General features: G+C 72.4%; 14 protein-coding genes. 4 read left to right on the top strand and 10 right to left on the bottom strand.

Annotated elements, in window-relative coordinates; translation table 11 throughout:
* Positions 1–113: 113 nt before the first annotated feature.
* The 4 genes from J2S22_RS03320 to J2S22_RS03335 all read right to left on the bottom strand — a co-directional run bounded on the left by J2S22_RS03320 (position 114) and on the right by J2S22_RS03335 (position 5,683).
* Positions 114–1,889, bottom strand: a complete 1,776-nt coding sequence (locus tag J2S22_RS03320; protein WP_272778744.1) for a cisplatin damage response ATP-dependent DNA ligase — start codon at positions 1,887–1,889, stop codon at positions 114–116.
* Positions 1,886–2,968: a ligase-associated DNA damage response exonuclease gene (locus tag J2S22_RS03325; RefSeq protein ID WP_272778745.1), complete on the bottom strand. Its 1,083-nt coding sequence runs from the start codon at positions 2,966–2,968 to the stop codon at positions 1,886–1,888. Before J2S22_RS03325 ends, J2S22_RS03320 begins: the two co-directional genes overlap by 4 nt.
* 185 nt (positions 2,969–3,153) lie before the next feature.
* Positions 3,154–4,248, bottom strand: coding sequence for a quinone-dependent dihydroorotate dehydrogenase (locus tag J2S22_RS03330; protein WP_272778746.1), 1,095 nt, complete (start codon positions 4,246–4,248; stop codon positions 3,154–3,156).
* A gap of 79 nt (positions 4,249–4,327) precedes the next feature.
* Positions 4,328–5,683: a tetratricopeptide repeat protein gene (locus tag J2S22_RS03335; protein ID WP_272778747.1), complete on the bottom strand. Its 1,356-nt coding sequence runs from the start codon at positions 5,681–5,683 to the stop codon at positions 4,328–4,330.
* Positions 5,684–5,806: 123 nt separating this feature from the next.
* Here J2S22_RS03335 and J2S22_RS03340 point away from each other — a divergent pair, with 123 nt between their 5' ends.
* Complete coding sequence (locus tag J2S22_RS03340) at positions 5,807–8,377, top strand: ligase-associated DNA damage response DEXH box helicase (RefSeq protein WP_272778748.1); 2,571 nt, start codon at positions 5,807–5,809, stop codon at positions 8,375–8,377.
* A gap of 76 nt (positions 8,378–8,453) precedes the next feature.
* Positions 8,454–9,197 (top strand): ligase-associated DNA damage response endonuclease PdeM, encoded by a 744-nt coding sequence (gene pdeM / locus J2S22_RS03345; RefSeq protein WP_272778749.1) that lies wholly within the window; start codon positions 8,454–8,456, stop codon positions 9,195–9,197.
* 233 nt (positions 9,198–9,430) lie between these two features.
* Here pdeM and J2S22_RS03350 read toward each other — a convergent pair whose 3' ends face one another.
* Complete coding sequence (locus J2S22_RS03350; RefSeq protein ID WP_307155790.1) at positions 9,431–13,219, bottom strand: helix-hairpin-helix domain-containing protein; 3,789 nt, start codon at positions 13,217–13,219, stop codon at positions 9,431–9,433.
* Between the two features lie 104 nt (positions 13,220–13,323).
* Between J2S22_RS03350 and J2S22_RS03355 the strand changes: the two genes are divergently transcribed.
* Together J2S22_RS03355 and J2S22_RS03360 are read left to right on the top strand one after the other, a co-directional pair.
* Entirely contained in the window at positions 13,324–13,515 is a 192-nt protein-coding gene (locus J2S22_RS03355) for a type II toxin-antitoxin system HicA family toxin (protein WP_272775851.1), read from the top strand.
* 9 nt (positions 13,516–13,524) lie between these two features.
* The gene (locus J2S22_RS03360) at positions 13,525–13,941 is read left to right on the top strand and encodes a type II toxin-antitoxin system HicB family antitoxin (RefSeq protein WP_272775850.1); all 417 of its coding nucleotides are present in this window, start codon (positions 13,525–13,527) and stop codon (positions 13,939–13,941) included.
* A 25-nt stretch (positions 13,942–13,966) separates the two neighbouring features.
* On the opposite strand, the gene J2S22_RS03365 is transcribed toward J2S22_RS03360, so the two are convergent.
* The 5 genes from J2S22_RS03365 to J2S22_RS03385 form a co-directional block, all read right to left on the bottom strand.
* A complete protein-coding gene (locus J2S22_RS03365; protein ID WP_307155800.1) occupies positions 13,967–15,559 on the bottom strand; it encodes a Y-family DNA polymerase in 1,593 nt (530 codons plus the stop codon).
* The gene (locus J2S22_RS03370; RefSeq protein WP_272775849.1) at positions 15,474–16,322 is read right to left on the bottom strand and encodes a hypothetical protein; all 849 of its coding nucleotides are present in this window, start codon (positions 16,320–16,322) and stop codon (positions 15,474–15,476) included. The genes J2S22_RS03365 and J2S22_RS03370 overlap by 86 nt, the downstream gene beginning before the upstream one ends.
* Positions 16,323–16,641: 319 nt before the next feature.
* Positions 16,642–17,367 carry a DUF2865 domain-containing protein gene (locus tag J2S22_RS03375; RefSeq protein WP_272840526.1) on the bottom strand — a complete coding sequence of 242 codons (726 nt, stop codon included), beginning with the start codon at positions 17,365–17,367 and terminating at the stop codon, positions 16,642–16,644.
* A gap of 148 nt (positions 17,368–17,515) precedes the next feature.
* On the bottom strand, positions 17,516–18,220 hold the full coding sequence (locus tag J2S22_RS03380) for a L,D-transpeptidase (protein WP_307155791.1): 705 nt from the start codon (positions 18,218–18,220) through the stop codon (positions 17,516–17,518).
* A 386-nt stretch (positions 18,221–18,606) separates the two neighbouring features.
* Positions 18,607–19,209, bottom strand: a complete 603-nt coding sequence (locus tag J2S22_RS03385; RefSeq protein WP_272775846.1) for a hypothetical protein — start codon at positions 19,207–19,209, stop codon at positions 18,607–18,609.
* Positions 19,210–19,410 lie beyond the last annotated feature (201 nt).

A 19,410-nucleotide genomic window follows, 5' to 3' on the forward strand; every position in this document is an offset into this window, starting at 1 on the left:
CCCAGCACGCCGCAGCGCCTCGGGTCCGTCTCGAAAGCCGGTGACTACTGGATCGTCCGCCTTCGCGGACGATGACCATCGAGAGACCGTGCGCGCCAACGGCGCGCCTGCTCTCATCCCCCCTTGCGTTTCCCGGTTCGTGCCAAGCCGGGATCCAGCACGCGGCCGCCGGAGGAGGGGGTCTGCTCGGCGGCGTCGAGCATCGTCGTCAGGGTGTCGAGCCGGTCGGCTTCGCCGGGGGGCTTGTCGAAGCGCAGCCGGCTGATGCGGGGGAAGCGCATCGCCACGCCGGAGCGGTGCCGGGTCGAGCGCTGCAGCCCCTCGAACGCCACCTCGAATACGAGGCCGGTCTCCGCGTCGTGCGTCACCTCGCGCACCGGGCCGAAGCGGTTCACGGTGTTCTGCCGCACGAACCGGTCGATCTTCAAGAGCTCCTCGTCGGTGAAGCCGAAATAGGCCTTGCCCACCGGCACCAGCTCCTCGCCGTCCTCGCCCGTGCGCCACAGGCCGAACGTGTAGTCGGAATAGTAGGAGGAGCGCTTGCCGTGGCCGCGCTGCGCATACATCAGAACGGCGTCGACGATGAACGGGTCGCGCTTCCACTTCCACCAGAGTCCCTTGGGGCGGCCCGGCAGATAGGGCGCGTCGCGGCGCTTCAGCATCACGCCCTCGATCGCCTCGGCGTCCGGTCCGGCCCCGATTGTGGTCGGGTTGGCGCGCGCATGGGCGAGCGCGTCCCAGTCGGCGAACGGGATTTCTGCGGAGAGATCGATGCGCGGCTCGGACAGCTTTTCGACCAGCGCGGCGAGGCGTGCGCGGCGCGCCGCGAGCGGTTTCTCGCGGAGATCCTCGTCGCCCTCGACCAGCAGATCGTAGGCGCGCAGGTGGGCCGGAAACGCGGCGATCAGTTTCGCCGTCACGGCCTTGCGGTTGAGCCGCTGCTGCAGCACGTTGAACGATTGGACGCGCCCGTCGCGCACGACCAGCAGCTCGCCGTCGATGGCGCCGTCGAAGCTCAGGACCTCGATCAGATCCGGGAACGATGCCGAGATGTCCTCCCCGGTGCGCGAATAGAGTCGCGCCACACGCCGCCCGTCGGGACAGACGCCGGCCGCGGCCTGCACCCGGATGCCGTCCCATTTCCATTCGGCGACGAAGTCGGCCGGGTCGAGGATCTTGAAGTCGTCGGCCCCGATGGCGTGCGACAGCATCGGCGGCCGGAAGCTCGCCGGATCCTCGGCCGCCGGCTTGTCCGCGCGACCCTCGATCCAGGCGAACAGGTCTTCGTAGGGCGGCGCGAGACCCGGCCAGAGAATCTCGATCTCGTCCGGCTCCTTGTCGCCGAGCGCCGCGACCGCGGTCTTGGCCAGCCGCGCCGAGACGCCGATGCGCAAGGATCCGGTGACGAGCTTCAGCAGCGCCCACCGCCCGGTCTCGTCGAGCCCGTCGAGCCAGCGGGCGAGCGTCCTCGGCAGCTCCGTCTTGCCGAGCGTCTGCAGCGTCGTGATCACGTCGGCGAGGGAAGGCGTGAGATGTGCGCTGTCGTGGCCGATGGATGGAGGTGCGGCGGCCTCCTCTCCACCCTTCCCCGGAGGGGGAGGGTCGGGCGGGGAGGGCGGAGCGGGCCACATCAGCGCGACCGTCTCGGAGAGGTCGCCGACATAGTCGTAGGACATCTCGAACAGCACCGGGTCGGTGCGCTCGGCGATCAGGGTCCTGATCAGGCCCGGCTTGGCGTGCTGGAACGACAGCGCGCCGGTGAGCGCGGCGAGCGCGAAGCCGCGCTCGGGATCCGGCGTGGTGCGGAAGTAGTCCGTCATCTGCCGCAGCTTGGCGGTGCGGCCGGGCTCGTAGGCGAGGCGGTCGAGCAGGGCGGCGAAGCGGTTCATGCGGGCTCGCCCGCCGCGGACTCGTCCGTAGCGGACGCGTCCTGATCAGAACTCGCCGTCGCCGCCTCCAGGACCTCGACCTCCTCCTCGTCGCCGTAGCCGACCAGATGCAGCGGCTTCGCCCGCAGGCCTCGCGTCGCGCACCAGTGCACCAGCGCCTCCTCGGCCCCGTGCGTCAGCCAGATCTCGCGCGCGCCGGTCGCCGGGATGACGCGGGTCAGCCCGTCCCAGTCGCAATGGTCGGAGACGACCAGCGGCAGCTCGACGCCGCGCTGGCGGGCCCGCGCCCGGATGCGCATCCAGCCCGAGGCGAAGCACGCGATGGGATCGGGGAAGCGCCGCGTCCAGCGGTCGCCGAGCGCGGAGGGCGGGCACAGCACCACGGCGCCGGCGAACTCCGCCTTCTGCCCGTCGCGCACCGCCCGCAGATCGCCCAGATCCATGCGAACCGCATAGTAGCCGGTGATCGCCTCCATGGCGCCGTGCAGGAAGATCGGCCGGTCGTATCCGGCGGCGCGCAGGAGCGCGATCAGCCGCTGCGCCTTGCCGAGCGAATAGGCGCCGACCAGATGCGCGCGGTCCGGAAACAGCGCCAGCGAGCGCATCAGCTTGCCGATCTCGGTCGCGATGTCGCCGTGGCGGAACACCGGCAGGCCGAACGTCGCTTCGCTGATGAACACGTCGCACGGCACCAGCTCGAACGGCGCGCAGGTCGGGTCCGGCACGTCCTTGTAGTCGCCCGAGGCGACGATCACGAGCCCGTTCCGCTCGACGCGGATCTGGGCCGAGCCCAGCACGTGGCCGGCCGGGTGGAAGCTCACCGTCGTGCCGTCGATCGTGAGGCGCTCGCCGTAGGCGACCGCCTGGGTCGTGCCGGCGAAGCCCTCGCCGTAGCGCAGCCGCATCAGGTCGAGCGTTTCGGCGGTCGCCAGCACGGCGCCGTGCCCGGCCCGCGCGTGGTCGGAATGCGCATGCGTGATCAGGGCCCGCTTGACCGGCCGCACGGGATCGATGTGGAAGGCGCCCTCGGGACAGCACAGGCCGGCGGGCGTCGGGACGAGCAGGTTTTCGGGACGCATGTTCGCAAGATAGGCATTGCGGCGAACGATGCGAGAGGAGGACGGCACCACCTCGCTTCACCTCTCCCCTGCGGGGAGAGGTCGGATCGCGAAGCGATCCGGGTGAGGGGGTGCCGAGCCATCCAGCCGGCGCCGTAAACCCTCACCCCGGGCGCGTCGCCACGCTCGTTCCGTCACCCGCCGGGCTACCGCACGTCGACGCCCACCGCCTCGGAGACGTGCTTCACGCCGTCGCGGTCCAGCAGGTCGAGGAGCCCGCGGGTGATGCGCCGCACCACGCCCGGGCCCTCGTAGATCAGCGCGGTCAGCAGCGCGACCAGCGAGGCGCCCTTGCGGATCTTGGCATAGGCGTCCGCGGCCGAGGACACGCCGCCCGAGGCGAACAGCACGAAGCGGTTCCGGTCCATGCGCCGCCAGCATTCGACGAGGCAGTGGTCGAGCAGCGCGGCGCTGGGCGGCCCCGAGACGGCGCCGGGCCAGCTCTTCCACACCGCCTCGGGCGTGACGAGGCCGGCCGGCTTGACGCTCGGCAGGTTGAACATGAGGCCGGAGATTTTCGTGTGCCGCCCGACGATCTCCAGGAGCTGCTCGATCATCGCGACGCCGCCGAGCGGCGACACCTTGAGGAACGACGGCCGCGGCGCGTAGGGCGTCGCGTCGAGCGCCGTCAGCCAGGCGTCGAGCCGGCCCGGGTCGGCGAAAAAGTCGCAGCCGTCGGTGGTGTTCGGGCAGCTCAGGTTGAACATCAGGTAGTCGGCGGCCGGGGCCAGCACGGTCGCGGCCCGCATGTACTCGGCGATCAGTGCGTCGTCGCCGATCGGCGGTGCGCCGCGGCCCCGGTTGGTGGCGACGATGTTGATGCCGAGCGGCACCGGCAGGCGGGTGCCGGCGAGCCGGTGCGCCACCGCCTCGGCGCCCTCGTTGGGCACCCCGTAGGCGACGACGAGCGCGCGGTCCGCCGGCAGGCGGAACAGCCGGGGCGGCGGGTTGCCGGCGGAGGGCTCGGCCGACACCGAGCCGATCTCGACGAAGCCGAAGCCGAGCCCGGCCAGCGCGCTCACCGCCTCGCCGTTCTTGTCGAAGCCGGCCGAGAGGCCGATCGGGCTCGGAAAGCGCAGGCCGTCGATCGTCACCGCGAGCCGCGGATCCGTCACGGCCGTGACGGCGCGCATCAGCGGAGCCGCGGCGCCGGCGCGGGCGCCGGCCGCCATGGCGAGATGGTGGGCCCGCTCGGGATCGAGCCGGAACAGGGCCGGACGCAGCAGCGTGTAGAGGGACATGACGGACCGCCCATGGTGAGGGGCGAACCGTAGCGCCGCGCGTCGCGGCCGGGAACGGGCCGGCCCGCAAGGCTGCCGGTCAGCTGTCGCGTGAACGGCGTCGCAGCCCGACGACCAGCGCGGTGCGGTCGCGACCGGCCTGGTGCTCGTGCACGGCCTCCTCCAGGATCTCGACCGCGAAGCCGGCCGCGGCAGCGGTCCGTTCCACATAGGCGCGGCCGTGCACGAAGCAGCCGCCCTGGGCGAGGCCGTCGAGGCTGCCGACCGCGACCGCGTCCGGATCGTCGGCGTTCGGGAACAGCGTCGCGACCACCACGCCGCCGTCGCGCAGCGCGGTCGCGGCGGCGGCGAGCGCGGGGGCGAGGTCGCCGAAATGGATCAGGGTGGCGGCACAGGTGACCGCGTCGAACGCGGCCGGCCGCGCCAGCAGGAAGGCGACCAGGTCGCCCTGGTGCAGCGTGTCGTAGAGAGCCTTGGCGCGCGCCTGCGCGATCATCGGGGCGGAGAGGTCGACGCCGTCGAGCCGCCGCGCCCGGTGCTTCACCAGCACGCCGACCAGGCCGGTGCCGCAGCCCGTGTCGGCGATGTCGAGCAGGCCCTCCGGGCTCGTGCGGGCGAGCGCGTCGGCGACCAGCGCCGCGCCCCGGTAGGCGTGTGGTCCGGCCCCGGCGTCCCAGCCCGCCGCCCGGGCGGCGTAGAGCGACTCGATCTGGCGGTCGCTCGCCCGCTCGGGGAGGGGGACCGCGCCCAGCCGGGCCAGCAGCAGGCGGGTGCCATCGCGATCCTCCGGGTCTCGCGCCAGCACGGCCTCCAGGCAGGCGCGGGCCGGCTCGGTGGCGCCGCAGCGGGCGAGCAGGAGGCCGAGCAGGCGCAGCGGAAAGCCGGGCTCCTGCGCGGTGCGCGCCGCGACCTCGGCGCAGCCGAGCGCCGCCGCGGTGTCGCCGGCCTCGACGAGCGCGAGGCCGAGCCGGATCCGGCTCTCGGCATGGAACGGCCGCAGAGCCACGGCCCGGTCGAGATGGGCGAGCGCCGCGGCGGTGTCGCCGAGGGCCGCGAGTGTCGAGCCGAGATTGAGGTGCGCCTCGGCGAAGTCCGGCTTGTGGGCGATCGCCTGCCGGTAGTAGGCGACCGCCGCGGCGGTGTCGCCCTGGCGCCTGAGCGCATTGCCGAGATTGTTGTGCACCTGGACCGCGGCCGGTGCCGCGGCGAGAGCGGCGCGCAGATGCGCCACCGCCTCGTCGGTGCGGCCGAGCTCGGTCAGGACATTGGCGAGGTTGTTGTGGGCGACCACCGACTGCGGCGCCACCTCGATCGCTTCGCGGTACCGCTTGACCGCGGCCTCCAACCGACCCTGGGCCTTGAGCGCCGCGGCGGCGGCGCAGATCGCCTCGGCATTGCCCTGCTTGGCCGCCGCCCGGCGGTCGCGACGATTCATGGCCGGCTCCGGTTCCGGGTGTCGTCGGCAAGCCGTAGCGGAAAGTCGTTTACCGTCCGTTAACCATGATCCGAGGTTTTCGGCCGGCTTGGATCGGCCGCCCCGGCGCGCTACCACGGCGGGGTGAGCGAGCCCGCGCCCCTCGAAACGCCCGCGCCGGACCTGCCGGAGCCCTTCGCCCGCTGGTTCGCGGGACGCGGCTGGGCGCCGCGGCCGCACCAGCTCGCCCTCCTGGCCGCCGCGCAGGCCGGCCGCTCGGCCCTGCTGATCGCCCCCACCGGCGCCGGCAAGACGCTGGCCGGTTTCCTGCCGACCCTGGTGGAGCTGTTCGAGACGCGTCGCCGCGGGGCGAAGCCGCCCGCCGGGGGTGGGGGGCTCTTCGGAGCGGCGCACCGCCGCCCCGGCGGCCTCCACACGCTCTACATCTCACCCCTCAAGGCGCTGGCCGTCGACATCGCCCGCAACCTCGAGCGGCCCGTGGCCGAGATGGGGCTGCCGGTCCGCATCGAGACGCGCACCGGCGACACGCCGCAGAGCCGGCGGTCCCGCCAGCGCCGCGATCCGCCCGACATCCTGCTCACCACGCCGGAGCAGCTCGCGCTGCTGCTCGCCAGCGCCGACGCGCCCTATCTGTTCGGCAGCCTGCGCCGCGTCGTGCTCGACGAGCTGCATGCGCTGGTCACGTCCAAGCGCGGCGATCTCCTGTCGCTCGGCCTGTCGCGATTGTTCGCCGCGGCGCCGGGTCTCACGACGGTCGGTCTCTCGGCCACGGTCGCGGACCCCGAAGAGCTGGCGCGCTTCCTGGTGCCGCAGCGGGACGGCGTGGCGCAGGCCGAGATCGTGCAGGCGGCGGCCGGTGCGGCGCCGATCGTCGAGATGCTGGACACGGCCGAGCACCTGCCGTGGGCGGGGCATTCGGCCGCCCATGCGCTCGCCGAGATCTACGGCCTGATCGGCCGCCACAGGACCACGCTGGTGTTCGTCAACACGCGCAGCCAGGCCGAATTCCTGTTCCAGGCGCTGTGGCGCATCAACGAGGACGGCCACGCCATCGCGCTCCATCACGGCTCGCTCGACGTCGCCCAGCGCCGCAAGGTCGAGGCCGCGATGGGCGAGGGCCGGCTGCGCGCCGTGGTGTGCACCTCGTCGCTCGATCTCGGCATCGACTGGGGCGACGTCGATCTGGTGATCAATGTCGGCGCGCCCAAGGGCGCGTCGCGGCTGACCCAGCGCATCGGCCGCGCCAACCACCGGCTCGACGAGCCGTCGCGCGCCGTGCTGGTGCCGGCCAACCGCTTCGAGGTCCTGGAGTGCCGCGCCGCCATCGACGCGGTCGCGGAGAATGCGCAGGACACGCCGCCCCTGCGCACCGGCGCGCTCGACGTGCTGGCCCAGCACGTGCTCGGCTGCGCCTGCGGGGCGCCGTTCCTCGCCGACGATCTGTTCGACGAGGTGCGGGCGGCCGCGCCCTATGCCGCGCTGACGCGCCGGGACTTCGACAGCGCGCTCGACTTCGTCGCCACCGGCGGCTACGCGCTGAAGGCCTACGAGCGCTTCGCCAAGATCCGGAAGGGTGCCGACGGGTGCTGGCGCGTCACCCATCCGCGCGTCGCGCAGCGCTATCGGCTCAATGTCGGCACCATCGTCGAGGAGCCGATGATCAAGATCCGGCTCGTGAAGGCCCGCGGTGCAGCGACGCGCGGACCGGCCGGCGCGATCGGGCGCGGCGGAAAACTGCTCGGCGAGGTGGAGGAGTATTTCGTCGAGGGGCTGGTGCCGGGCGACACCTTCCTGTTCGCCGGCGAGGTGCTGCGCTACGAGGCCCTGGCCGAGGACTCCGCCTACGTGTCGCGCGCGACTGCGGAGGATCCGAAGGTCCCGATCTATGCGGGCGGCAAGTTTCCGCTGTCGACCTATCTGGCGGCGCGGGTGCGCGACATGCTGGCGTCCCCGTCGACATGGCGGCGGCTTCCTGATCAGGTGCACGGCTGGCTCGACCTGCAGCGGGCGCGCTCGCGCCTGCCGAAGCCCGGCGAGCTGCTGGTCGAGACCTTTCCGCGCTCCGACAAGCATTATCTGGTCTGCTATCCGTTCGAGGGGCGGCTCGCGCATCAGACGCTCGGCATGCTGCTGACGCGGCGCCTGGAGCGGGCGCGGCAGAGGCCGCTCGGCTTCGTCGCCAACGAGTATGCGCTCGCCGTGTGGGGGCTGGGCGACCTCTCCTTCGCCGTGAAGCGTGGGGCGTTGCGCCTGTCGGAACTGTTCGACGAGGACATGCTGGGCGACGATCTCGAGGCGTGGCTCGCCGAATCGGCGCTGATGAAACGCACGTTTCGCCAGTGCGCCGTGATCGCCGGCCTGATCGAGCGACGCAGCGGCGGCGAGGAAAAGAGCCGGCGCCAGGTGACGATCTCGACCGATCTGGTCTACGACGTGCTGCGAAGACATCAGCCCGATCACATGCTGTTGCGCGCCGCGCGGGCCGAGGCCGCGACCGGGCTGCTTGACATCCGGCGGCTCGGTTTGCTGCTCTCGCGGGTGAGGGGGCGAATCGTCCACGAACCGCTGTCGCGCGTCTCTCCGCTCGCTGTTCCGGTGATGCTGGAGATCGGCCGCGAACGGGTCGCCGGCGAAGCGTCCGAGGCGCTGCTGGCGGAAGCCGAGGCGGATCTGGTCAGGGAGGCGATGGGGTGAGGGCAGGGGACGTCGCGTACGCAAGGCCGTCACCTCGATCGCGAGACTGGACTGCGGCGGTGCCGGAGCCGTTCCGATGATGGACGTCCGTGCGGCCGGGTGGGGCGTCGCGGGCGACGATGCGTCGGCGGGGCGTGCGGTCGCCGGCGCCGTGCTGGTGGTCGCCGGTGTCGAGCTCGTCGCCGATCTGTCGGGCGCGCTGTGGTGGCCGGAGCGGCGCATGCTGCTGGTCGCCGACCTGCATCTGGAAAAGGGCTCGGCCTGCGCGGCGCGGGGATCGCTGCTGCCGCCGTTCGACACCGCCGACACGCTGGAGCGCCTCGCCTGGGTGGTCGCCTATTACGGCCCCTCCGTCGTCGTCGCGCTCGGCGACAGCTTTCACGACACCGCCGGCACCGAGCGCCTCGCGCCGGAGGACCGCGCGCATCTCGCCTCGCTCCAGCGCGGGCGCGACTGGGTGTGGATCGCCGGCAATCACGATCCCGAGCCGGGGCGCGACGTCGGCGGCGCGTTCGCCCGCGTGCTGCGGTTCGGTCCGCTGGTGCTGCGGCACGAGCCGGCCGGCCTCGGCACGGTCGGCGAGATCGCCGGTCATCTGCACCCCTGCGCCCGCGTCGTCCAGCGCGGCCGCAGCCTGACGCGGCGCTGCTTCGCCACCGACGGCCACCGTTTGGTGATGCCGGCCTTCGGGGCCTACACGGGCGGGCTCAACGTGCGCCACGCGGCGTTCGACACCGTGTTCGACGGCACGGGCTTCACGGCCCATCTGATCGGCGACAACCGGCTCTACGCCTTCCCGGCCTCGCGCTGCGTGGGGTGAGCCTCATTCGGGCTCTCAATTTCTCTGTCATGACCGGGCTCCTCTGACGGATCGCTGTCAGTTTCGGCGGAGCCACCATCTCTCACCCTATCCCGTGGGGAGAGGGTCGGTCGCGAGCGCAGCTCGTGACCGGGGTGAGGGGCGTATGCCTCGACGATGGGCCTCGGCACCCCCTCACCCGCCGCGCGTCGACCTCTCCCCGTCGGGGAGAGGTGAAAGGAAGGCGCCGCGGCTCACCGGAAATTCCGTCCCTTCGGCATCACGCTGCGGACCCGGGCGGCGGGGGACAGCTCGTCGCCGAGATCCGGCGTCTCGCGCAGGAGGGCGACCAGCGAGGTGCCGGCGCGCACCGGCTGGCGGTTCTCCGGGATCGGCCGCTTGAACTCGTCGCAGCGCGCCAGCGTCTCGATGCAGCCAGCCTCCTCGGCGAGCGTCTTCAAGAGCGGCGTGAGGTCGTCGAGCCGCTCCGCGACCACGTGGATCACCCCCTGCTCGTTCTGCAGCCGGCCCGTGACGGCGACGAGGCGCGCGCCCAGCACGATCGGCCGGAACATCTCGAACATCTGCGGCCAGACGATGATGTTGGCGACGGCGGTCTCGTCCTCGATGGTCGCGAAGATCACGCCCTTCGCGGTGCCGGGGCGCTGACGCACCAGCACGAGCCCGGCGACGCTGACGCGCCGGCCCGACGGCAGCGTCGCGAGGCGCTCGTTCCGGAGAATGCGGCGGCGGTCGAGATCGCCGCGCAGGAACGCCACCGGATGCGCCTTCAGCGACAGATGCAGGTGGCGATAGTCGGCCACCACGTGCTCGCCGAGCCGCATCGGCGGCAGCGCCACGTCGGGCTCCCGCTCGGGCGTCGCCACGCGGGCGAACAGCGGCAGGTCGTCCTTGTCGCCGGCGCGGCGCAGCGCCCGCACGGCCCACAGCGCCTGCCGCCGGTCGAGCCCGAGCGAGCGGAACGCGTCCGCCTCGGCGAGCCGTTCCAGCACGGCCGGCGAGAGCTTCGTGCGCAGCCACAGATCCCGGATCGAGTCGAAGCCCTCGCCGCGGACCGCTTCGATGAGCCGTCCGTCGTTCTCCTTCAGGCCGGCGATCTGACGAAACCCGAGCCGCACCGCATGGGTGGAGCGGATGTCGCCCGCCATGTCGGCGTGGCGGGGGTGGACGTGTCTCACGGTCGCTGCCGCACACGCGGCTGTCTCATCGGGCAACGCCTCCAGCCCGTTGTACCAGCCGGAAAAGCTCACGTCGATCGGCTGCACCGTGATGCCGTGCTCCTGCGCGTCGCGGACGATCTGGGCCGGTGCGTAGAAGCCCATCGGCTGGCTGTTCAGCAGCGCCGCCGCGAACACGTCCGGATACCGGCACTTGATCCACGCCGAGGCATAGACGAGGAGTGCGAAGCTCGCCGCGTGGCTCTCCGGGAAGCCGTACTCGCCGAAGCCCTCGATCTGATCGAAGCAGCGCTCGGCGAAGTCGCGCGGATAGCCGCGCGCCGCCATGCCGTCGATCAGCTTCGCCCGGAAGTATTTGATGGTGCCGACCCGCCGGAACGTCGCCATGGCGCGGCGGAGCCGGTCGGCCTCCGAGGGCGTGAAGCCGGCCGCCACGATGGCGATGCGCATCGCCTGCTCCTGGAACAGCGGCACGCCGAGCGTCTTGCCCAGCACCTGCGCCAGCTCGTCGGCGGGCCCGTGCTCCGGGGCCGGCGACGGGAATCTCACCGGCTCCAGGCCCTGCCGGCGGCGCAGATACGGATGCACCATGTCGCCCTGGATCGGCCCGGGCCGCACGATCGCCACCTCGATGACGAGGTCGTAGAACGTCTTCGGCTTCAGCCGCGGCAGCATGGTCATCTGGGCGCGGCTCTCGACCTGGAACACGCCGATCGAATCCGCCCGCGACAGCATGCGATAGACGGCCTCCTCCTCGGCCGGAATGACGGAGAGGTCGAGGGTGTCGTTCGGCGGCTCCTCGAAGCACGGCGCTTCTTCCCTCTCCCCTCGCGGGAGAGGGTGGATCGCCGCAAAGCGGCGAGACGGGTGAGGGGGCGTCCCGCAGACTCGGAGCTCGTGGAGGCCCCCCTCACCCGTCTCGGACCTTCGGTCCGAGCCACCCTCTCCCGCGAGGGGAGAGGGTGTCGGAGGTCGGGGCCGCGTCCGTGCCTGCGGATAATGCCGCTGCAGCAGATCCAGTCCCCGCCGCAGGCAGGTCAGCATGCCGAGCGCCAGCACGTCGATCTTGAGAATCCGCAGCGTGTCGAGGTCGTCCTTGTCCCATTCGATGACGGTGCGGTCCGCCATGGCGGCGTTCTCGATCGGCACCAGCTCGTCGAGCCGGCCGCGTGTGATCACGAAGCCGCCGACGTGCTGGGAGAGGTGGCGCGGAAAGCCGACCAGCTCGCGCGCCAGCGCGAGCACCGTCGCGAGCCGGGTGTCGGCGGGATCGAGCCCGGTGCGGCGGGCATGCTGGTCCGAGATCGATTCGCGCGAAAAGCCCCACAGCGTGCCGGCGAGCGACCCGATCACGTCCTCGGTGAGCCCGAACACCTTGCCGACGTCGCGGATGGCGCTGCGGCCGCGATAGCAGATCACCGTGGCGGCGAGGCCGGCGCGCGCGCGGCCGTAGCGGCCGTAGATGTACTGAATCACCTCCTCGCGACGTTCGTGCTCGAAGTCGACGTCGATGTCGGGCGGCTCGCGCCGCTCGGCCGAGACGAAGCGCTCGAACAGGAGATCGTTGCGCTCCGGGTCGACCTCGGTGATGCCGAGACACCAGCAGACCGCCGAGTTCGCCGCCGAGCCGCGGCCCTGGCAGAGAATCCCGCGCGAGCGAGCGAAGCGGACGATGTCGTGTACGGTGAGAAAGTACGGCGCATAGCGGAGCTCGCCGATCAGCGCGTATTCGTGGTCGAGCGCGTGCCGCACTTTCGCGGGCACGCCGTCGGGATAACGGCGCGCCGCGCCTTCCTCCGCGAAGGCGACCAGCGCCTCCTGCGGGGTCGAAAAACCCTCGCGCACTTCGTCGGGGTAGTCGTAGGCGAGCTCGTCGAGCGAGAAGCGGCAGTTCTCCAGGAACATCAGCGTCTGCGCCACCGCCTCGGGCGCGGCGCGGAACAGGCGGGCCATCTCGTCCGGCGCTTTCAGATGGCGCTCGGCGTTCGCCTCCAGCAGGCGGCCGGCGGCGTCGAGGGTCGTGTGCTCGCGCACGCAGGTGATCACGTCCTGCAAAGCGCGCCGCTCCGGCGCGTGGAACAGCACGTCGCCGACCGCGATCAGCGGCGTCCTGGTCTCGGCGCCGAGTGCGGCGAGCCGCGCCAGCCGTCGCGCGTCGTCGCCGCGATAGAGCATCCGCGCTCCGAGCCAGACGCGGGCGCCGGCGTCGCGGAGGAGGAGAGGAATGGCTTTCCGTAGCTCCGAGGTCGTGCCGACCCTCTCCCCTCGTGGGAGAGGGTGCCGAGCGAAGCGAGGCGGGTGAGGGGGCGTCCCGCGAATTCGGAGATTGTGGAGGGCCCCCTCACCCGTCTCGGACCTTCGGTCCGAGCCACCCTCTCCCACGAGGGGAGAGGGTGAGGACCGTGCTTGGCGGGCGCGTCTTTCCTCTTTGGAGTCGGCGGGTGGAGTCATCCTCCGCCGCCCGTCCGCCAGGACGATCAGGTTGAACCCCTCCGCATGGGCGCAGAGATCGGCGAAGACCAGCGTGCACTGCCCCTTTTCGGCGCGACGCTTGCCGAGCGTCAGCAGCCGGGTCAGCCGGGTCCAGGCGGCGTGGTCCTTCGGATAGGCCAGGATGTCGGGCGTGCCGTCGGCGAAGGCCAGACGCGCCCCGACCGCGAGCCGCACGCCGTGCTCCTTCGCCGCCTCGTGCGCCCGCACCACACCGGCGACCGAGTTGCGGTCGGCGACCCCGAGCGCCGCGAGCCCGAGCGCCTTCGCCTGCTGCACCAGCTCCTCCGGATGCGACGCCCCGCGCAGGAACGAGAAGTTGGTGGTCGCGGCGAACTCGGCATAGGCGGTCATGGGCGTTGCCGGGCTTGGATCGTGTGTATATATTTGTGCGGCCGCCCCTCGCTCCGGATGCGTGTAGACCGATACTCGGTCGGCTCGTCGTGAAGCGTGGTCCGATGGAGAAAGACAGCCGCAAGCTGATCAGGATGCTGGAGAAGGACGGCTGGGTTCTCGAGCGTGTGAATGGTGACCATCACACCTTCAAGCATCCGCAGCGACCGGTTCTCGTCACGGTCACGCACCCGCGCCGGGATCTGCCGGTCGGTCTGGTGCGGCGGATCTACAAGCTGGCCGGATGGCGACCCTAGAGGCGCAGTATGACTCCCCAGTATGTCGCGATCGTCGAGAAAGATCCGGACAGCGCCTTCGGTGTCTGGTTCCCTGATGTCGAAGGCTGCTTCTCGGCCGGCGACACGCTGGCCGAGGCCGCCGCCAACGCGGCCGCGGCCTTGCGTCAGCACGTGGAGGCGCTGGAAAGCGCGGGCCGACCTGTGCCTTCTGCGCGTGCGCTTGACGAGGTGCGAGAGGATGCGGACGTGAGCGAGGCGCTCGCCGCCGGCGCGCTGCTGATCGCCGTGCCGCTTTTGAGTGATGCCGGCCGGACCGTGCGCATCAACGTGTCGCTGGATAAAGGCTTGGTCGATCAGATCGACGATGCGGCATCCGCGCGCGGGTTGACTCGCTCGGCCTTCCTGGCGCAGGCGGCGCGCGAAAAGATCGCCGGCGCCGCATAGCCTCGGTGACGAGCGGCTCATCGTCTCACCCGAACAGGCCGTGCAGGAACCAGCGCGGGCGCGGCGTCTCGCGGCCGAACAGCCCCTCGCGGAACAGCCAGGCGCGAAAGCCGTCGCGGCACTCGACCCGGAAGTAGTCGCGGGTCAGCGCGGTGCCGTCGGCGTCGCGCCACCAGGCGAGCGCGATGCGCTCCGGCCCTTCGGCGGCCGCCACGGCGTGCAGCACGCGGCGCCAGCGGAACCGCACCGGCGGCCCGTCCGGCACCTCGGCCATCGCCTCGACGGGCTCGGGCCTTTCCAGCAGCCGCAGCGGGCGGCAGGGCACGAGGGTGTCGGGCGGATCGGTGAAAGCCGCGGGCTCCGAAACCCTCTCCCGGCGCGTGGAGGGAGCGGTGAAGGCGCCGGGCCGCCCCCCCGCGACGCGAAGCACCTGGGCCGGCAGGGCGGCGGCGGCGAATTCGGGGACGTGCGCGTCGTGCAGCACCTGGCGGGTGACGCGGCGGGCGCCGAAGCGGGTCGAGAGCCGGTCGACCAGATGGGTGAGCTCGGCCGTGCCGTCGGAGGCGTCGAGCCCGCCCTGCACCGGGTCGCAGCGCTCGGTGGCGAGCGCCGAGAGCCGCACCAGGTCGAAGCCGAAGCCCGGATCCCACGGATCGCCGACGGCGAGCCGGTCGGCGAACAGCCGCGCCATGCGTTCGGGATCGGTCAGCGGCGCACCGGTGCCGACCGCGATCCGCACCACCCGGCCGTCGGTACGGAACAGCGCCGCCTCGAGGATGCGGGCGCCGTCGCCGCGCGTCTCCAGCAGGCGGGCGAGCCGGCCGGCGAGGCGCAGGAGGGTGCCGAGCACGTCGCGCTCCAGCAGCACGGGCTCGGCGAAGCGCCGCTCGGCGACGCAGGCCGGCATCGGCCGGCGCGGCGAGATCGGCGCGTCGGCGAGCCCGCGCGCCGCGTCGAGCTTCTCCAGCAGCCCGTCGAAGCGCGCCGCGAGGGTCGCACGCGGAATGTTCAGGACGTCGGCGATGCGCTTCAGCCCGACCTCGGCGAGCGACACGACCATGGCCCGGGGCAGCCGCAGCGCCGCGAGCGGCCGCGGCGCGAGGGCCGCGTCCTGGGCGCCGGGCGGGACGACGACGATGTGATCAGCTCCGTGCCGCGCCACCGCGGCGGCGCAGCCCGGCGTGTCGGCGACGGCGATGCGGGCCACCAGGCCGCCGGCGGCGAGGCGGCCGTGCAGGTCGGCGGCGAGCGCTGCCTCTCCGCCGAACAGATGGGCGCAGCCGGTGATGTCGAGCAGAAGCCCGTCGGGCGGATCGAGCGCCACCAGGGGCGTGAAGCGGTCGCACGCCTCGGCGACGGCCTCGAGCAGCGCGGCGTCGGCGGCCGGGTCGTGCTCCACCACGGCGAGGCCGGGATGGCGGGCGCGGGCGTCCGCAACGGTGGTGCCGATCGTCAGCCCGAGCCGCGCCGCCGCGTCGTCGAGGGCGGCGATGCGCTGCGCCGACTTGATCGTCTCGGCGGTGACGAGAGGCTCATCCGGCCCGGCGCCGGTCCCGGCGCGTCCGGGCGGCCGCGTCGTCCGGAGAATGCGGTCGGTCGACAGGCGCCTCAGCCACAGGGAGAGGAACCGGCGCTTCGCGCAGGGCGGGCTCGCGGAAGACGTGCTCATGGTGATCCCAGACGAGGAGCCAGCGGCCGGTCGGGCCGCGGCGGTTACGCAGGACGGAGAGGAGGATGGCCGGCTGGCCGAGGCCGCCGAGGCCGTCGGGCAGGCCCGGCGCAGCGGCGATCGCGAGGCGGGTCGCGGCCGGGCTCGCCAGCGCCGCGGCGCGATGGCGCAGCAGCAGGCCGAGCCCGCCGCCGGCCCCGGCGGCCAGCGACAGGCGGCGCAGCGCGACGAGATCGAGGACGCGGTCGTCGGAAAACTCGCCGACCACCACGGCGAGCGCCCGGCACTGCAGCGCCTCCTCCATGGCGAAGGCACCGTCGCGCTCGCTGGCGAGGCGCAGCTCGATCAGCCGGGCCGGCGACAGGCCGAGCGCCGCGACACCCGGCCCGTAGAGCCGCCCCGCCTCGCGGCCGGCGAGCTCCGGCTGGATCCACAGCACCTCGCGGCGGGCGAAGCGGTGCACGCGGCCGAGCGCGTGCACGGCGAGCGCCAGCACGGTCGCGGCCGCCGCGCCGAGGTCGCGCGGCGCCGCCGGCACGATCTCGTGCAGGGCGCCGAGGGCCAGCCCGCCGCCGAGCGCGCGGTCGAGCCCCGGCACCCCGAAGGCGAGCACCGATTCGGCGTCGGGCGCCGGCCGGTGCGCCTCGAGGGCGGCCACCCGGCTGCGGAGCGCACGCAGGATCTCGCCCGGATCGCGGGGCGGCACGGTCACGATCGGCCCTCTGTGTTCTCTATTTGTTCTTATCGATTCCGGAAAGCCCGACGGGAGTCAAGGACGGTCGGGCACGGATGCCGGGAGGGCCGGAAAGGGTGAATGACTTATTGAAAACGCGGCGAGCAGAGCGTCGCCGCTCCAGGGTGTCGTCGCCGGGCGCGACCCCATGGGCGCCGAGAGGCGCCTGGAGCCTCTCCGTCGTCGTGCTCCGCGAAGGCGCCATGGGATGCACCCATCGTGCGCCGCGCATGCAAACCGTCATGCGCGGGGGCGACGACGATCGAGAGGCTGTGCCTTCGCCAGGCACGCGGTGGCCTCACAGCCCCCGCTTCGGGGCGCCGAGATCCTTGGCGACCCGCAGGCCGCGCAGCTTGCGGCGGAGGTCGTCGGAGACGAGCGGCGAGCGGCGGATCGGCGTGAAGTCGGCGGCTCGGTGCCGGGTGCCGCCGGCGCCCTGGAAGACCTTCAGGCCGTCGCGGGTGGCGACCACGTCGCCGGCCCGCAGGGTGGGATCGTTCGCAATGTCCACCTTGGCGAGGCCGAAGGCGTCGCGGCCGTTGCAGGTGCAGCCGGCGACCAGCTCCTTGCGATAGAGATGCGCGGTCGCCAGCGACGCGTAGCGGCTGCCGTCCGGCGCCGTCGCCTGGTCGATGCCGGCGCCCTCGAACACCTTCGTTCGGCTCGCCGGACAGAAGGCGCTGCACAGCTTCGCCGGCGAGATCGCGGCCGGCGCGGAGAGCGGGAAGAAGCGGCCGTCGCACAGCCGCACGCAGTAGGCCGTGGCGGCCGGCGGCGCCTCGGGCGGCGTCACCCCCGGCGGCAGCGTGCCCGGAAGGCCCGGGACTCCCGGCGAGCCCGGCGGTGCATAGGCCATCACCGGGACCGCACGGGCGTCGCGCGGCGCGAACGGGCCGGCGCTTCCGAAGATGGTGGCGAAGACGCCGCCCGGTGACGCCGGCGTCCAGGACTGCGCGGCGGCGGCCATCGGCCAGGCGAGGGCGGTCGCCAGGACCGCGACTGCCAGGACCGTGTGTGCCGGCACCGCGCGTGCCGGAGGGGAAAGCCTGGAGATCATCGCTGTCGCCGCGGCCTGCGGACCCGAAACCGGGCGGGCCGAAAGGGGCTGATCGAAATCGGCAGTCGAAACGAAGAGCGGCGGGGTCCGAAGATCCCGCCGCCGTGGAAACGCGTCAGTTGATGCGGCCGCCGAGCCGGCTGTCCGCCGTGCGGGCCGGCGGGGCCGAGATGCCGGCGACGCCGCGCGAGCTCATCGGCATGACCACCACCTTGGCGCCGGTCTTCACCCGGCCGTAGAGGTCGATCACGTCCTCGTTGGCGAGCCGGATGCAGCCGGACGACACGCGCTGGCCGATCGTCTCGGGGGCGTTGGTGCCGTGGATGCGATACACCGAGCTGCCCAGATACATGGCGCGGGCGCCGAGCGGATTGCCGGGGCCGCCGGCCATGAAGCGCGGCAGGTAGGGCTGGCGGCGCAGCATGTCGGCCGGCGGATGCCAGTCCGGCCACTCGGCCATGCGGGTGACGTGCTCGACGCCCGACCAGGTGAAGCCCTCGCGGCCGACGCCGATGCCGTAGCGCATCGCCTTGCCGCCCGGCATCACCAGGTAGAGATAGGTGTTGGGCGTGTCGATGATGATGGTGCCGGGCGCCTCGGGGCCCGAATAGGCGACGACCTGACGGCGCAGATGCGCCGGCACGCCGGCGCGCGGCGCCGGGTCGACGCGGTCGTCGCGGATGTAGCGGTCGATCGACGACGAGCGGTAGCCGTCCGGCGCGAACAGCGAGAGCGGCTCGGCCCTGGCGGCCGTGAGAGAGGCCCCGGCCAGAACCGCGACCGCGCCGATGACGAGAGAAAGCTTCGCGGAGCGAGCCATGTCCATCCCCCCTGCTTGTTCCCCGGCAGTCCGACTGCCGCATCTACAACGGACGACTCGCGAAAGAGTTCCGTGCCGTTAACGACGAAAATTAAGCATGCGTTAAAGCGATCGCAGAAAGTCGGAACCACGACGTGATCAGACGACCTGATCAGGAGGCGTAATCCGGTTTGGTGATCAGTTCTGAGACTCGCCCGTGGCACGGCCTTCACCTCTCCCCAGCGGGGAGAGGCCGGGACCGCGCGATCTGCCGGACAGCGTAGGAGGAGGACTCCCGATCGCCCGTGCGCGGATCATCGGGCACGTCGAAACGCGAGACAGCCGGGCTTTCGCCCGGCTGTCTTCAGATCAGATCCGTCCGGCACGAACCGTGAGGTGCCTCACGCTCACATCAGCGCGGCGAGCTTCACGTTGGTGGCGGTCGGCGCCTCGACCAGGCACTTGCTGAGGATGTGGGCGAGCTGCGGCGCGGCGATCGGGCTCGCGGCCGGGTCGCAGCCTTCCGGGATGCGCGGCCGGCCGGCCGGCGCGGCGGCAGGCTTCGCCGGCGCGTTCGAGCTGGCGGCCGGCTGGTTCGGCAGGGCCGGACGCGGCGGGATCGCGTCGGTCGCCACCGGGCGGACCGGGCTCTGCTGGGTCTCGCGCACCGTCACCTCGGGCAGCACCACGCCCTTGGTCACCACGGTGGCGTTGGTCAGCGGGTCGCTCTTGTAGAGGACGCGGCCGTCGCGGTCGCGATAGACGATGGCGGCGTCACGCACGCCCACCACCTCGACGGTCGAGATGATCTTGGCCTCCGGGCGCGTGGTCGCGGCCGTCGGGAGGCGATCACTTTTCCGTGTGCGATCGATGGGCGCCGCCAGCGCGGCCGTGCGGGCCTGCGCCTCGGCGCTGGTTCCGCCGAACACCGGCTCCCCTCCGACCGTCACGACGGCCCAGGCGATGATCGCGGAAACACCGACAACAGAAAGGATTTTCGTCTTGCACATGGGTTTGCCCCAATATGCCGAGAAGGCCCCGTGCGACAGACCGCCCCCGTGAACGGTCCGACCTGATAACGACTTCTTAACTCCTTGGTTCCTTCACGCCCGCGTGAGGTTCAACGGGGCGATTCGTGAAGGTTGCGGCAGGGAGCCCTGCGGCAGGGAGTCCTGCGGCGGCGCGCCCGGGGCGGGGCGTCGGGCCGGGAG

Origin of the sequence: Rhodoplanes tepidamans (assembly GCF_030813915.1) — a bacterium.
GTDB classification, from domain to species: domain Bacteria; phylum Pseudomonadota; class Alphaproteobacteria; order Rhizobiales; family Xanthobacteraceae; genus Rhodoplanes; species Rhodoplanes tepidamans.